Source organism: Variovorax sp. IB41, assembly GCF_016405905.1.
GTDB lineage: Bacteria > Pseudomonadota > Gammaproteobacteria > Burkholderiales > Burkholderiaceae_C > Variovorax.
Map to the genome: position 1 here is coordinate 1,010,069 of NZ_JAEFCB010000001.1, position 14,031 is coordinate 1,024,099.

Sequence of the window (14,031 nt, forward strand, 5' to 3'; positions counted from 1 at the left end):
TCGCGCCTTCGTGTTCAGCGCACCGCCGGCGCAGCGGTCATCGCCTCGAGCAACCGCGCACGCTCGCGCTCGACCAGCCCGGTGTCGAGCCGCCCGGCCGCGAAGTCCTCGTGGCGGATCACGGCCTTGAGGAATGCGAGGTTGTTCTTCACGCCCTCGATGCGGCTTTCTTCCAGCGCGGCCAGCATGGCGGCGAGCGCCGCGTCGCGGCTCTCGCCCCAGACGATCATCTTGGCGATCATCGGGTCGTAGAAAGGCGTGATCACATCGCCCTGCCGCACGCCGGTGTCCACGCGCAGGTGCGGCGCGGCCGGTGGCAGCGCGAACACATCGAGCGGGCCCGGCGAGGGGAAGAAGTTCTTGGCCGGGTTCTCCGCATAGAGGCGGCATTCGATGGCCGCGCCGTGCATCGCGATGTCCGCCTGCGCGATCTTGTCGAAGCCCGCGAGCGAGGGGCCCGCGGCCGCCAGCTTGATCTGCTGCTGCACCAGGTCCCAGCCCGTGACCATCTCGGTGACCGGGTGCTCGACCTGGATGCGCGTGTTCATCTCGAGGAAGAAGAAGTCGAGCGAGTCGGCATCGACGATGAACTCCACCGTGCCCGGGCCGCGGTAGCGTTGATGCGCGGCCAGCGCGGCTGCCGCCTTGGCCATGCGCGCGCGCAGCTCGGCCGGCAGGCCCGGCGCGGGGCTCTCCTCGATGATCTTCTGGAAGCGCCGCTGGATCGAGCACTCGCGCTCGAAGAGATGCACCGCGCTGCCGTCGCCGTAGCCGAACACCTGGATCTCCACATGCCGCGCACGCGGCACATAGCGCTCCAGGTAGATCGTGCCGTCCTTGAACGATTTCGCAGCGAGCTGCTGCGTGCCCGACACCGAGGCCAGCAGTTTCTCGGGCGCGTCCACCAGCCGCATGCCGATCCCGCCGCCACCGCCCGTGGCCTTGACCAGCAGCGGGTAGCCCACGGCCTCGGCCGCGCCTTCGATGCCGGCCAGCTCGTCGAGCGCGAAGCGCCGGCTGCCCGGCAGCGTCGGCACGCCGGCCGCCTTGGCGATTTCGCGGGCGCGCTCCTTGTCGCCCATCTCCTCGATGCTCTGCGGCGTGGGGCCGATCCACACCACGCCCGCCGCCTCGGCGGCGCGTGCGAACGCCGTGTTTTCCGACAGGAAGCCGTAGCCCGGGTGCACGCCTTGGGCGCCCTCTGCGACGGCGGCCGCCAGGATGCGCTCGTGGTTCAGGTAGCTCTCGGCCGGCGACGCGGGCCCGATGGCGACCGCGCGGTCGGCCATCTCCACATGCAGCGCTTTCGCGTCGGCCTCGGAGTACACGGCCACCGTCTCGATGCCGAGCGCCTTGCAGGCGCGGATGACGCGGCACGCGATCTCTCCGCGATTGGCAATGAGGATGCGCTTCATCGCTCAGTCCTCCGACGAGAGCTCGAGGCCGCCCGTTTCAGGCAGCAGCAACGACGCGATGATCACCAGCAGGTAGCCGCCCGCCGCCATGTAGCCGATGGCGATGCCCAGCGGCATCGAGGTGCTCATGTAGCCGATGAGCGCCGGGCAGATCGAGCCGACGGCGCGGCCGAAGTTGTAGCAAAAGCCCTGGCCCGAACCGCGCACGCGGCTGGGGAACAGTTCGCTCAGGTACGCCCCCATGCCCGAGAAGATGCCCGAGAGAAAGAAGCCGAGCGGAAAGCCGAGCACCAGCATCATCCCGTCGGTGATCGGGATCTGCGTGTAGGCGATCACCAGCAGCCCGGCGCACAGCGCGAACAGCATGAAGCAGCGGCGGCGGCCCAGCTTGTCGGACAGCCACGCGCTCGTGAGGTAGCCCACGAAGGAGCCGAGGATCAGCACCAAGAGGTAGCCGCTAGTGTTGAACACCGAGAGGTTGCGCTCCATCTTCAGGTACGTCGGCAGCCACGTGGTCACCGCGTAATAAGCGCCCTGCATGCCGGTGGCCAGGAGGCTCGCGAGGATCGTGGTCCTGAGCAGCTTGGGCGAGAAGATTTCCAGGAAGTTGCCCTTGTCGCCCTCGGCCTTCATGCGCGCGCGGGTCTGGTGGTAGACCTCGGGGTCGCTGATGTTGCGGCGGATGTAGAGGATCAAAAGCGCCGGCAGCACGCCGATCCAGAACAGCACGCGCCAGGCGAGCGCCGGCTCCAGCATTGCGTACACCGCCCAGAACGCGATGGCCGAGATGCCCCAGCCCACCGCCCAGCTGCTCTGCACCAGCCCCACGGCCTTGCCGCGGTGGCGCGCCTGGATCATCTCGGCGATCAGCACCGAGCCCACCGACCATTCGCCGCCGAAGCCCAGCCCCTGCAGCGCGCGCGTGACGAAGAGCTGCTCGGGCGACTGCGTGAAGCCGCTCAGGAAGGTGAAGAAGCTGAACCACAGCACCGTCAGCTGCAGGATGCGCACGCGGCCATACCTGTCGGCCAGGATGCCCGCGAGCCAGCCGCCGATGGCGGAGGTGACCAGCGCGCCGGTCGCGATGTAGCCGGCCTCGGTCTTGGTCATGCCCCACACCAGGATCAGCGTGGGGATCATGAAGGTGTAGATCATGTAGTCGAACGCATCGACGCCGTAGCCGGCGAAGGCGGCGACCAGCGTCCGGCGCTCCTGGGGTTTGGTTTCCTGCAGCCACATGGTGCGAATCCTCTTTTTTGAGTGAAGTGAATCGGGGCGCTCAGGCGAACGGAAGGTCGCGGTTGAGCATGTCGGTGACCAGCATGTACCCCGGCGCGTGCGTGATGCACAGCGCGGGCCTGGCAGCCATCACCACCGCCTGCGGCGTCACGCCGCAGGCCCAGAACACGGGCAGCTCGTCGGGCGCGATGCGCACCGCGTCGCCGAAGTCGGGCCTGGCGATGTCGGCGATGCCGATGAGCGAGGGGTCGCCGATGTGCACCGGCGCGCCGTGCACCCTGGGCACGCGCGCGGTGATCTGCACCGCGCGAATGGCGTCGGCCGCCTTCATCGGCCGCATCGACACCACCATCGGCCCGTGGAAGGGACCGGCCGGCACGGTCTGGATGTTCGTGCGGTACATGGCCACGTTCTTGCCCTCGTCCACGTGGCGCAGCGGAATGCCCGCATCGATGAGCCCATGCTCGAACGAGAACGAGCACCCCAGCACGAACGCCACGAAATCATCGCGCCACAGGGCCTTCAGGTCGTCCACCTCGCCCACCAGCACGCCTTCGCGATAGACGCGGTAGGCGGGCACGTCGGTGCGGATGTCGATGTCGCGGCCCAGCGTGGGCAGTTGCGGGTTGCCGGGCTGGCCGACCGCCAGCAACGGGCACGGCTTGGGGTTGCTCTGGCAAAAGCGCATGAAGTCCGAGGCCAGGTCCACCGGCAGGATCGCCAGGTTGCCCTGCACGTGCGCCGGCGCGAGCCCGCTCGTGTGGCGGCGCCAGCGGCCGGCGCGGATGGCCTGCCTTGCCTCCCAGGCGTTCGCGAATTCGTCCAGCGCCTGTACGGCACGTCTTCCGTCGGGGGCCTGCATGGCACTGCCCGTATCCACCAATTCCATTGCGTACCTCTTGATGTCATGCTTTTGCGGTGGTGCAGGTCTTGCATGCCGGCACACCGTCAATGGGGGGCGATGAAATCACGGCATGCCGATGACGTCGACTCAGAAATTGTTCGAGCCCTCGATAAGATTTTTTTAAGCACCGCTTTGCACCGAACACCGACGGACCGATGAACACACGCTTTCTGGAGACGCTGGTCGTCCTTTCCCGCCTCAAGAGCTTTCGCGAGACCGCGCAGGTGCTGCACACCACGCAGGCGGCCGCATCGCAGCGCATCGCGGCGCTGGAAGACGAACTAGGGGTTTTCCTTGTTGACCGCTCCAATCGCACCCTCGCCCTCACGCCCGTGGGCGAACAGGTGGTGCGGCAGGCCGAGCGCATGCTGGCGCTGGAGCGCGAGCTCAAGCTCTCCACGCAGCCCGATGCGCCGCCCGCCGGGCGCGTGCGCATCGGCGTGATCGAGACGGTCGTGCACACCTGGCTCACGCCGCTGATCCACGGCATCACGCGGCGCTTTCCGGCGGTGGACCCGGACATCACCGTCGAGCCGGCGCGCAACCTCAGGGAGCAATTCCGCCAGCACAAGCTCGACCTGCTGATCCAGAACGATCCCGTGGAAGAGGCGGCCGGCAACGTGGAGCTCGAAGTGACGCCGCTGTCGCGCTTTCCGATCCGCTGGATCGCCCGGCCCGACGTGTGGCCCACGCAGGACGTGCTCGCGCTCGAAGACCTGGAGCGCATTCCCGTGCTGACCTACGTGCGCACCTCCAGCCCGCACGCGCATGTGCGCGCGCTGTTCGCGGGGCGCGAGGCCGAGCCGCGCATCTGCAGCTTTCCGTCGGTGCAGTCGATCGTGCAACTCGTGAAGGAAGGCTTCGGGGTGGCGGCGATTCCGCCGATCTTCGTGCAGCGCGAAATCGAGGCCGGCGACCTGAAGCTCTGCGAGGGCCCCGCCCTGCCGCCGCTGGTGGTGACGGTGACGCGGCCCCGCGAATCGTCGCCCGCCGTGATGGCGGTCGACACGATCATCCGGGAGGTGGTGGCCAGCTACTGCAAGGCGGCCGGGCCGCCGTGGGCCATCGACCTGCAGGAAGAGCTCGACGCGGCTGCTGCAGCCGCAACTGCGCCCCTCACCGGCAGCTGATCAGGACGCCTTCTGCACCAGCTTCAGCACGCTGGAGAAATCCAGCGCGCCGTGGCCCGCGAGACTGTGCGCCGCGTACAGGCTGCGCGCGAGACCGCCCAGCGGCGTGGCGGCGCGCACGGCGGCTGCGTTCTCCTGCGCCAGGCCCAGGTCCTTGAGCATCAGGTCGGTGCCGAAGCCGCCCGCGTAGTTCTTCGAGGCGGGCGACGTCTCCATCACGCCCGGCATCGGGTTGTACTTCTCGAGCGCCCAGTTGCCGCCCGAGCTGCGCCGCATGATTTCGGAAAGCACCTTCGGATCGAGCCCGTTGGCCACGCCCAGCGCCAGCGCCTCGGAGGTGCCGATCATGAGGATGCCGAGCAGCATGTTGTTGCAGATCTTGGCGGTCTGCCCCGCGCCTGCCGCGCCGGCGTGGAAGATGTTGGCGCCCATCTTCTCGAGCACCGGGCGCGCGCGCTCCAGATCGCGCGTCTCGCCGCCGACCATGAAGGTCAGCGTGCCTGCGATCGCACCGCCGGTGCCGCCCGAGACGGGCGCATCGATCATCGCGATGCCCTTGGCCTCCGCCGCTTCGGCCACCTTGCGTGAGGTGGCGGCGGCGATGGTGCTGCTGTCGATCACGAGCGTGCCGGCGCGGATGCTGTCGAGCAGGCCGGGCTTGCCCGCGCCGCCCAGGTACAGGCCTTCGACATGCGCGCTGGCCGGCAGCATGCTGATGACGACTTCGGCATCGGCCACGGTTTCCGCGGCCGACTTGGCAATCGGCAGGCCCTCGGCGCCGAACTTCTTGCAGGCCTCGGCCGAGAGGTCGAAGGCACTGAGCGTGTGGCCGGCCTTGCGCAGGTTCAGGGCCATCGGCCCGCCCATGTTGCCCAGGCCGATGAATGCGATCTTCATGTGTGTTGTCTCCGTTGTTCTCTGTGAATCGGGTCAGACCAGCGAGGCCAGTTCCACCGGCATGTCGCCGCGCGGGCGCAGGTGGTCGTCGATGAAGGCGGGCGTGATCTCTTCGATCGTCGCGGGGTTCCAGCGCGGGTTGCGGTCCTTGTCGATCAGCACCGCGCGGATGCCCTCGGCGAAGTCCTTGTGCGCGCAGAAGCCGAGCGACGCCCAGTACTCGAGCCGGAACACCTCGGCCAGCGACATGCGGTGCACGCGCTGCCAGAGCTCGAAGCTCAGTGCGGCCGAGCTCGGCGCGCCCTTCACGAAGGTCTTGGAGGCGGACTGCAGCCACGGGTCGTCGCTCTGCAGGTTGCGCAGGCGCTTGGCGATGTCCAGCAGGTCGTCGCCGGCCATCAGCGCGTTGATGGTGTCGTAGTGCTCGCGCACCTTCGAGGCCGGCAGCTCGGCGCCCTCGCCCGCCTTCGCGAGGATGCGCGAGAGCGTGGCGCGGTCGGCCTTGCTCTCGCCGGCCCATGCCGCTGCGGCGATGGCGTCGAGCACCTGGCCTTTGCGCTCCTGCGGCACGAGCACGTCGGCCAGGCCGCAGAAGATCGCGTCGGCCGCGTTGAGGTTCGCGGCCGTGAGCGCCAGGAACAGGCCGGTGCGCCCCGGCGTGCGGCGCAGGAACCAGCTGCCGCCCACATCGGGATAAAGGCCGATGGCGATCTCGGGCATCGCGATGCGGCTCTGCGTCGTCACCACGCGGTGCGAGCAGCCCGACATCAGGCCCACGCCGCCGCCCATCACGATGCCGTGGCCCCAGCAGAGGAAGGGCTTGGGAAAGGTGTGGATCAGGTAATCGAGCTCGTACTCTTCGCGAAAGAAGTCTTCGGCGTAGGTGTTGCGCGCGGGGCCGCATTCCAGCAGCGTCTGGTAGAGCTGGCGCAGGTCGCCGCCCGCGCAGAAGGCCTTCTCGCCAGCGGCCTGCAACAGCACGCCGACGATGCCGTCGTCCTTCGCCCACTCGCGCAGCTTGGGTGTGAGCAGGCGCACCATGTCCACGGAGAGCGCGTTGAGCGATGCAGGCGCGTTGAGCGTGGCGGTGGCGAAGCGCTGGCCGCCGGCGGTCTTGATTTCGTCGAAGAGAACTACGGAGTCGGTCATTGTCTTGAGGGGTTCCGGGTGCGGGGCGTCAGCGGATATCGCTGTCCCCTTCCAGCAATTTTCGCGCAACGATCACTCGCATGATCTCGTTGGTGCCTTCGAGGATCTGGTGCACGCGGGTATCGCGCACCAGGCGCTCCAGAGGGAACTCGCTCAGGTAGCCGTAGCCGCCATGCAGTTGCAGCGCGTCGTTGCAGACGTTGAAGCCCGCATCGGTCGCGAAGCGCTTGGCCATCGCGCAGTACGTGCTGGCGTCCGCATGGCCCGCGTCGAGCTTCGATGCGGCGAGCCGCACCATCTGCCGCGCGGCGACCAGTTCGGTCGCCATGTCGGCCAGCTTGAACTGCAGTGCCTGGAAGCTCGCGATCGGCTTGCCGAACTGCTGGCGCTCATGCAGGTAGCGGCGCGCCGCGTCGAGCGCGCCCTGCGCCGCGCCCACCGAGCAGGTCGCGATGTTGATGCGCCCGCCATCGAGCCCCTTCATCGCGATGCGAAAGCCCTCGCCTTCCTTGCCCAGCAGGTGGTCGGCCGGGATGCGCACGTTGTCGAAGTTGATGGTGCGCGTGGGCTGGCTGTTCCAGCCCATCTTGTGTTCCTTCTTGCCGTAGCTCACGCCGGGCGCATCGGCCGGCACCGCGAAGGCCGAGATGCCGCCCGCGCCGCCGCCGCCCGTGCGCGCCATCAGCACCAGCACGTCGGTCGCGCCCGCGCCCGAGATGAAGGCCTTGCCGCCGTTGATGACGTACTCGTGGCCCTGCAGTTCGGCACGTGTCTTGAGCGAGCCCGCATCCGACCCGGCGCCCGGCTCGGTGAGGCAGTACGACGCGAGCTTGCGCCCGCTCGTGAGGGCCTCGCCCCACTGCGCGGCCACCGCATCGGTCGCCCAGGTGCCGAGCATCCACGTGGCCATGTTGTGGATCGTGATGAAGGCCGTGGTCGACGGATCGACCGCGGCCATCTCCTCGAACACCAGCGCCGCATCGAGCCGCGGCAACCCGAGGCCGCCGATGCGCTCGGGCGCATAGAGCCCGCAGAAGCCCAGTTCGCCGGCCTTGGCGATGGCCTCCTTCGGGAAGATGGCCTCGGCGTCCCACTGCGCGGCGTGCGGCGCGAACTCGGCCCGCGCGAAGTCGCGCGCGGTCTGCGCAAAGGCGTTCTGTTCTTCGGACAGTTCGAAGTTCATTGTTCACGGCCCTTCCAGCGGTCCAGTTCGGCGGTGCGTTTGCGGGTCGATTTCTCCAGGCATGCGCTGAACACCAGCGGCCAGATGGAGCCGCCCTCGTTCGCTTTCGAAGCCCGCTTGCAAGCCGGGTCGCGGCCCTTGAGCCAGGCGCGCTGCTCGGTGCGCAGCGCGACGCGCATCTGCGGCGAGAGCGTCTTCATCACCTCGCCGTAGCGGATGTTGAGCGCTGCATCGGCCGCACGGAAATCGCGCGCCGCGCAGGCGTTCATCTGCTGCTGGTTGCCGTTGGGGTCGCAGTCGTCCGGGCCGGCGTCGGCAGCATGCGCGCTGCCGGCGAGCAATGCGAGCGCAGCGACGGCACCCCAGGCCGCGACGCGAAGCCCGTGCCTCATTTGAGGCTGATGGTGGTGTTGACGCCGTGCGAGACGGTGCTGTCGTCGAACCAGCGTGCCGTCACGGTCTTGGTCTGCGTGTAGAACATGATGACCTGCTTGCCGTACGGGCCCAGGTCGCCGAGCTTGGAAGCGCGCGAACCGGTGAACGAGAACATCGGCACCGGCACCGGAATCGGCACATTGATGCCGACCTGGCCGACGTCGATGTCTTCCTGGAAGCGGCGCGCCGCGGCGCCCGACTGCGTGAAGATCGCAGTGCCGTTGCCGTTCGGGTTGCTGTTGATCAGCTCGATCGCTTCGTCGATGGTCTCGGCATCGGACACGCACAGCACCGGGCCGAAGATTTCCTGGTCATAGATCGTCATGCCGGGCTTCACGCCCGTGAAGATCGTCGGGCCGACGAAGTTGCCCTTCTCGTAGCCGGGCACGGTCGGCTTGCGGCCGTCGAGCTCGAGCTTGGCGCCGTCGGCCAGGCCCCGTTCGATGAGGGTGTTCACGCGGTCGTACGCGGCGCACGAGACCAGCGGGCCCACGTCCACGCCCTTCTCGGTGCCGGCGCCGATCTTCAGCGTCTTCGCCTTGGCGATCAGTTCGGGCACCCACTTGCGCGCATCGCCCACCAGCACCGCCACCGACACCGCCATGCAGCGCTGGCCCGCCGCGCCGAAGCTCGCGCCGGCGAGGGCGTTGAGCGTCTGCTCCTTGTTCGCGTCGGGCATCACGATCGCGTGGTTCTTCGCGCCCATCATGCATTGCACGCGCTTGCCGGCCAGCGTGGCGCGGTTGTAGACGTGCGTGCCGACCTTGGTCGAGCCGACGAAGCTGATCGCCTTGATGTCCTTGTGGTCGCAGATGCCGTTGACGATGGCTTCGCCGCCATGGATCACGTTCAGCACGCCGGGCGGAATGCCGGCTTCGAGCGCGAGTTCGCACAGGCGCATGGTGACCATCGGGTCTTGTTCGGAAGGCTTGAGCACGAAGGTGTTGCCCGTGACGATGGCCATCGGGAACATCCACAGCGGAATCATCGCGGGGAAGTTGAACGGCGTGATGCCGGCGCACACGCCCAGCGGCTGCAGCAACGTGTAGGTATCGACGCCGTTGGCCACGTTGTTGGCCAGCTCGCCCAGCTGCAGGTTGCCGATGTTCGATGCGTGCTCGACCACTTCGAGGCCGCGGAACACGTCGCCTTCGGCGTCCGGCAGCGTCTTGCCCTGCTCGGCCGTGAGGATCGCGGCCAGCTCGCCCATGTTCTCGCGGATGAGCTGCTGCAGCTTCAGGAAGATGCGTGCGCGCGCGCCGATGGGGGTCTTGCGCCAGGTCTTGAAGGCTTCCTTGGCGGAGGCCACGGCCGCGTCGAGCTCGGCCTGCGTTGCGAAGGGCACGCGGGCCAGCACCTGCTGGGTGGCCGGGTTGACGATGTCGCGCCATTCGGTGGTCTTGGATTCGACGAGCTTGCCGCCGATCAAGAGCTTGACGGTGGCGATCTGGGTCGAGGGCGTGGTGGTGGCGTCCATGGGGTTTGTCTCCTGTGAATCTCTGCGAAATCTGGAAAGGCGATGCCGGCAGGCCGGTGCAGCCCGCATCCTAGCTTTGCAGATTTGCGATGACAATAGACAAATATGCGCCACGGCTTTGCAAAAATGCAGAGCCTTTGCGACGCATCGCTATGGAGACACGCGAGCACATGGACTGGGACAACCTACGCTACTTCCTGGAGCTGGCCCGCTCCGGCACGCTGATGAGCGCGGCGCGCCGGCTCGAGGTGGACCACACCACGGTCGCGCGGCGCATCCAGTCGCTCGAAAAGGAGGTCGGCGCCCCGCTCTTCTCGCGAGAATCGGGCGGCCACCGGCTCACCGAGGCGGGCCGCCGGCTGCAGCCGCAGGTCGAGGCGATGGAGAGCGCCTTCCAGGCCGTGGAGAGCACCGCGCCGGCCTCGCAAGAAGGCCTCTCGGGCCTCGTGCGCATCGGCGCGACCGAAGGCTTCGGCACGGTGGTGCTGGCGCCGCAGCTCGCGCTCTTCGCGTCGCAGCACCCCAAGCTCACCATCGACCTGCTCGCGATGCCGCGGCTGGTGCACCTGTCGCGGCGCGAGGCCGACATCGTGATCTCGCTGGAGCGCCCGGCGCGCGGGCCGGTGGTGGTGACCAAGCTCACCGACTACACGCTGCGGCTCTATGCCTCCAAGCAATATCTCGCCGCGCACAAGCCCATCAAGACGCGCGAGGACCTGCGCGGCCACACCTTCATCAGCTACGTGGACGACCTGCTGTTCAGCAAGGAGCTGCAGTACCTGGACGAGCTGCACCGGCCCGACACCTTCGCGCTGCGCAGCACCAGCGTGCTGGCGCAGCACAGCGCGGTGGCGGCGGGTGCAGGCATCGCGGTGCTGCCGGCCTTCATCGCGGAGAAAGACAGCGCGCTGAAGCCGGTGCTGCGAGGCCAGGCGAACTTCACGCGCTCGTTCTGGATGTCTATGCCGGCCGAGACCAAGCACTTGGCACGCATGCAGGCCGTGTGGGAATTCCTCCGCGAGACTGCGGCGGCGCAGCGGCTATTCCTTTTGCCTGACGGCGCGGCAGAGACAAAATGACCGACCTCGCGCTCCTAGCAGGAGTTAGATGGAAGACAACAGTCAAGGAATCCTTGACAGTTCAAAGCAAGGGCCTGCCGGACGCTTGGAGCGGAAGCGAAGCAGGGTTGAGCACCATGATGGGATTGCTGAAATCCCGATAAGCCTCGCTTGTCCACGAACCAGGAGACACGCATGCCCCGTCATCGTCCCGCTCGGCTCGAACACATCGCAGGCATCGGCGTCGACCGCATGGGCGCCATCGCGGACGATGCGGACGGCCCGCCCTTTCTTCGGCTCGAGAACCTCGACGTCGACATCCCGCCCGACCCCGAAGCCATCGCGCGCACCGTGCGCGCCGCCTCGGAGGATTCGGACAACAGCTACCTGCCCTTCGTCGGCCAGTCGCGTTTGCGCGAAGTCGCCGCGCGGCATGTGTCGGCGCTCTCGGGCGTGGACTACGGCCCGCGCCATTGCGTGATCTCCGCGGGTGGGCTCTCGGGCATCCTCAATGCGCTGCTCGCGACCGTCGAGGTGGGCGACGAGGTGCTGGTGACCGATCCGACCTACGCGGGCCTGCTCAACCGCATCCGCCTGGCGGGCGGCACGCCGAAGTACGTGCCCTTCCAGTTCACGCCCGGCGGCGCATGGAAGCTCGACCGCGCGGCGCTGCAGGCCGCCATCGGGCCGCGCGTGCGCGTGATGCTGCTGATGTCGCCGTCGATGCCGACGGGCGGCTATTTCGATGAAGACGACTGGCGCGCCATCGCCGCGCTGTGCGTGCAGCACGACCTGACGCTGATCCTCGACACGGCCATGGAGCGCCTGCTCTACGACGGCCGCCAGGTGATTCATCCGGCGGGTCTCCCCGGCATGGCCGGGCGCACGATCACCGTGGGCTCGTCGGCCAAGGAGCTGCGCATGATCGGCTGGCGCGTGGGCTGGACCGTCGCGCCGGAAAGCTACATGCCCGATCTCGTGGCCGTGTCGCTCGCCAATGTGGTAGTGCCTGTGGGCATCGCGCAGGACGCGGTGGCGACGGCGCTGGAACAGTCCGCGCACACGCTCGCGCCGTATGTGGCCGAGCTGGAACGCCGGCGCGATACGGTGCTGGACGAACTCAAGGGCCTGCCGGTCGGCGTTCCGGCGGGCGGCTGGTCGCTGCTGCTGCGGACCAGTGATTTCGGCATCGACGGACAGACGCTGTCGGAGCGGCTTTTGAAAGCACGCGTCTGCGCGACTGCGATGAAGGGCTGGGGTGAAACGCACGGCGCGCAGTACCTGCGCTTCGTGTTCTCCAACGAGCCGGTCGAGCGGCTGCGCGGGCTCGGCGACAAGGTGCGCGCCGCGCTGGGCGCCTGAGCGCCTGGTCGCTCAGGAGAAAAGGCGCTTCAGGAATCCGGGCTTCGCCGCTGGCGTCGCGGCCTTTTCCAGCAGTTCGATGAGCCCTTCGACGCGCGGCTTCTTCAGCCGCCGCGCGTAGTCGATGTAGCTCTCTTCCTTGTCCATGCTGTAGAACTGCGGCGGCATCGGCAGGCCTTGCGCCGCGGCCAGCAGCACACGCAGCGCGTCGAGCCGGTTCATGCGGATGGCGCTCGTGATCGCGGTTTCGCCGAACGAGGGAATGATCTCGTTGGGCTTGGCGAGCCCCGCGTCGAGCAGGGTCTTGATCGCCGCGGCATCGCCTTCGACCGCCGCCGCGCCCAGCGCCTCGAGCGCGGCGCGTTTCTCCGGTGAAAGACTGGCCTTGTAGGCGTCGCTGCGCTTGTCGTCTTCGTCGCGCGCATCGCCGCCGGTCATCGTCATGAAGTCGGTCACGAGCGCCACGGGCTCGCCCGCCGCATCGAGCGCCCAGTAGCTCGGGTAGCTGCCGTCGCCCCAGCCGGAGCGAAAGATCACCATGTTGCTCGCCGAGCCCGGCCCGAGCGGGTAGTGGTCGACGACGTCGGCATCGCCCATCTCGCCGTCGAGCACGTCGTCGTAGTAGTTGCTGAAATCGGGATTCCCGGCTTCGCGCTTGTCGCGCTCGGCCATGGCGATGGCTGCGTCGGGGTCCATGAAGCAGCCGAGGCCCGCGTCGACCGGGTAACCGTAGAACTCGTCGTCGCCCAGCGTGTCGAGCGTCTCCCCTTCGATCAGCGCCATCTGCCAGGTCAGCTCGGCCGCACGCACGCTGGCGCGGTCGCGCAGCCACAGCACGGCGAGCGCATGCCGGCCTTTGTCGTGCAACACCTCGACGGGAAATGCGCCGCGCGCCTCGAGTTCGCGCGCGAACGGTTGGCGCTCGGGCTGCACCAGTGGATCGCAGGCCACGATGCGGCCGCTCGTGATGTTCGCGGCGCCGCAAGGCAGACGCTGCAGATGCACGGCGCGAAGTGCCTCGTCGCCGAGAAAGATGGTGCGAAGGTTGTCGGTGTCGAGATAAGCCATGCGTGCAGTTTCTCATTGCGCCATGACGAAGGGCCGCAGAAGCGGCCCTTGTCGATGTCGGATGTGGCCGATCGTTTACTGGATCAGCTTGGCACCGGTCTTCGCCTGCAGCGCATCGAAGCTCACGCCGGGCGCGAGCTCGACGACCTTCAGGCCTTCGGGCACCACGTCCATCACCGCGAGGTCGGTGATGATGCGGTCGACCACGCCCACGCCGGTCAGCGGCAGCGTGCACTTCTCCAGGATCTTGAAGTCCTCGGTGCCGTCCTTCTTCTTTGCCACGTGTTCCATCAGCACGATCACGCGCTTGACGCCGGCCACCAGGTCCATCGCGCCGCCCATGCCCTTGACCATCTTGCCGGGGATCATCCAGTTGGCGAGATCGCCTTCGGTGCTCACCTGCATCGCGCCGAGGATAGAGAGGTTGATCTTGCCGCCGCGGATCATCGCGAAGCTGTCGTGGCTGCCGAAGATGGCCGAGCCCGGGATGGTGGTCACGGTCTGCTTGCCGGCGTTGATGAGGTCGGCGTCGACGTTGTCTTCGGTGGGAAAGGCGCCGATGCCCAGCATGCCGTTCTCGCTCTGCAGCCACACTTCCTTGGTGCCGGTGTGGTTGGCCACCAGCGTCGGGATGCCGATGCCCAGGTTCACGTAGAAGCCGTCTTCGAGTTCTTGCGCGGCACGGGCCGCCATCTGGTCTTGGGTCCAGGGCAT

Annotated in this window: 13 protein-coding genes; 3 read left to right on the forward strand and 10 right to left on the reverse strand. The window is 67.8% G+C overall.

Features of this window, described 5'->3' with window-relative positions; translation table 11 throughout:
• Positions 1 to 14 precede the first annotated feature (14 nt).
• The 3 genes from JC881_RS04685 to JC881_RS04695 are packed head-to-tail and all read right to left on the reverse strand — an operon-like array spanning position 15 to position 3,516.
• Positions 15 to 1,415 (reverse strand): acetyl-CoA carboxylase biotin carboxylase subunit, encoded by a 1,401-nt coding sequence (locus JC881_RS04685; protein ID WP_198784495.1) that lies wholly within the window; start codon positions 1,413 to 1,415, stop codon positions 15 to 17.
• Between the two features lie 3 nt (positions 1,416 to 1,418).
• Positions 1,419 to 2,654 (reverse strand): MFS transporter, encoded by a 1,236-nt coding sequence (locus tag JC881_RS04690; RefSeq protein WP_198784496.1) that lies wholly within the window; start codon positions 2,652 to 2,654, stop codon positions 1,419 to 1,421.
• 40 nt (positions 2,655 to 2,694) lie between these two features.
• Positions 2,695 to 3,516, reverse strand: coding sequence for a putative hydro-lyase (locus tag JC881_RS04695; protein ID WP_198784902.1), 822 nt, complete (start codon positions 3,514 to 3,516; stop codon positions 2,695 to 2,697).
• 197 nt (positions 3,517 to 3,713) lie between these two features.
• Here JC881_RS04695 and JC881_RS04700 point away from each other — a divergent pair, with 197 nt between their 5' ends.
• Entirely contained in the window at positions 3,714 to 4,688 is a 975-nt protein-coding gene (locus JC881_RS04700; protein WP_198784497.1) for a LysR family transcriptional regulator, read from the forward strand.
• On the opposite strand, the gene mmsB is transcribed toward JC881_RS04700, so the two are convergent.
• Genes mmsB through JC881_RS04725 form a run of 5 tightly spaced genes read right to left on the reverse strand, consistent with a single transcriptional unit; the run spans position 4,689 to position 9,829 of the window.
• A complete protein-coding gene (gene mmsB, locus JC881_RS04705; RefSeq protein WP_198784498.1) occupies positions 4,689 to 5,585 on the reverse strand; it encodes a 3-hydroxyisobutyrate dehydrogenase in 897 nt (298 codons plus the stop codon).
• A 33-nt stretch (positions 5,586 to 5,618) separates the two neighbouring features.
• On the reverse strand, positions 5,619 to 6,734 hold the full coding sequence (locus JC881_RS04710; protein ID WP_198784499.1) for an enoyl-CoA hydratase/isomerase family protein: 1,116 nt from the start codon (positions 6,732 to 6,734) through the stop codon (positions 5,619 to 5,621).
• Positions 6,735 to 6,762: 28 nt separating this feature from the next.
• Positions 6,763 to 7,917 (reverse strand): acyl-CoA dehydrogenase family protein, encoded by a 1,155-nt coding sequence (locus JC881_RS04715; RefSeq protein WP_198784500.1) that lies wholly within the window; start codon positions 7,915 to 7,917, stop codon positions 6,763 to 6,765.
• Positions 7,914 to 8,309, reverse strand: a complete 396-nt coding sequence (locus JC881_RS04720) for a lysozyme inhibitor LprI family protein (protein WP_198784501.1) — start codon at positions 8,307 to 8,309, stop codon at positions 7,914 to 7,916. The genes JC881_RS04715 and JC881_RS04720 overlap by 4 nt, the downstream gene beginning before the upstream one ends.
• Positions 8,306 to 9,829 carry a CoA-acylating methylmalonate-semialdehyde dehydrogenase gene (locus tag JC881_RS04725; protein ID WP_198784502.1) on the reverse strand — a complete coding sequence of 508 codons (1,524 nt, stop codon included), beginning with the start codon at positions 9,827 to 9,829 and terminating at the stop codon, positions 8,306 to 8,308. Before JC881_RS04725 ends, JC881_RS04720 begins: the two co-directional genes overlap by 4 nt.
• A 170-nt stretch (positions 9,830 to 9,999) precedes the next feature.
• On the opposite strand from JC881_RS04725, the gene JC881_RS04730 reads away from it, so the two are divergent.
• Entirely contained in the window at positions 10,000 to 10,908 is a 909-nt protein-coding gene (locus tag JC881_RS04730; protein ID WP_198784503.1) for a LysR family transcriptional regulator, read from the forward strand.
• Positions 10,909 to 11,082: 174 nt separating this feature from the next.
• Positions 11,083 to 12,249: a pyridoxal phosphate-dependent aminotransferase gene (locus JC881_RS04735; protein WP_198784504.1), complete on the forward strand. Its 1,167-nt coding sequence runs from the start codon at positions 11,083 to 11,085 to the stop codon at positions 12,247 to 12,249.
• A 12-nt stretch (positions 12,250 to 12,261) separates the two neighbouring features.
• Here the strand turns inward: JC881_RS04735 and JC881_RS04740 are convergent, their stop codons facing one another.
• Positions 12,262 to 13,317: a DUF4241 domain-containing protein gene (locus tag JC881_RS04740; RefSeq protein ID WP_198784505.1), complete on the reverse strand. Its 1,056-nt coding sequence runs from the start codon at positions 13,315 to 13,317 to the stop codon at positions 12,262 to 12,264.
• Between the two features lie 75 nt (positions 13,318 to 13,392).
• The gene (locus JC881_RS04745; protein WP_013540817.1) at positions 13,393 to 14,031 is read right to left on the reverse strand and encodes a 3-oxoacid CoA-transferase subunit B; all 639 of its coding nucleotides are present in this window, start codon (positions 14,029 to 14,031) and stop codon (positions 13,393 to 13,395) included.

Coding starts and splice junctions, on each gene's coding strand:
- JC881_RS04715 (WP_198784500.1), bottom strand. CDS start 7,917: ATGAACTTCGAACTGTCCGAAGAACAGAACGCCTTTGCGCAGACCGCG.
- JC881_RS04695 (WP_198784902.1), bottom strand. CDS start 3,516: ATGCAGGCCCCCGACGGAAGACGTGCCGTACAGGCGCTGGACGAATTC.
- JC881_RS04740 (WP_198784505.1), bottom strand. CDS start 13,317: ATGGCTTATCTCGACACCGACAACCTTCGCACCATCTTTCTCGGCGAC.
- JC881_RS04735 (WP_198784504.1), top strand. CDS start 11,083: ATGCCCCGTCATCGTCCCGCTCGGCTCGAACACATCGCAGGCATCGGC.
- JC881_RS04745 (WP_013540817.1), bottom strand. CDS start 14,031: ATGCCCTGGACCCAAGACCAGATGGCGGCCCGTGCCGCGCAAGAACTC.
- JC881_RS04700 (WP_198784497.1), top strand. CDS start 3,714: ATGAACACACGCTTTCTGGAGACGCTGGTCGTCCTTTCCCGCCTCAAG.
- JC881_RS04720 (WP_198784501.1), bottom strand. CDS start 8,309: ATGAGGCACGGGCTTCGCGTCGCGGCCTGGGGTGCCGTCGCTGCGCTC.
- JC881_RS04710 (WP_198784499.1), bottom strand. CDS start 6,734: ATGACCGACTCCGTAGTTCTCTTCGACGAAATCAAGACCGCCGGCGGC.
- JC881_RS04730 (WP_198784503.1), top strand. CDS start 10,000: ATGGACTGGGACAACCTACGCTACTTCCTGGAGCTGGCCCGCTCCGGC.
- mmsB (WP_198784498.1), bottom strand. CDS start 5,585: ATGAAGATCGCATTCATCGGCCTGGGCAACATGGGCGGGCCGATGGCC.
- JC881_RS04685 (WP_198784495.1), bottom strand. CDS start 1,415: ATGAAGCGCATCCTCATTGCCAATCGCGGAGAGATCGCGTGCCGCGTC.
- JC881_RS04690 (WP_198784496.1), bottom strand. CDS start 2,654: ATGTGGCTGCAGGAAACCAAACCCCAGGAGCGCCGGACGCTGGTCGCC.
- JC881_RS04725 (WP_198784502.1), bottom strand. CDS start 9,829: ATGGACGCCACCACCACGCCCTCGACCCAGATCGCCACCGTCAAGCTC.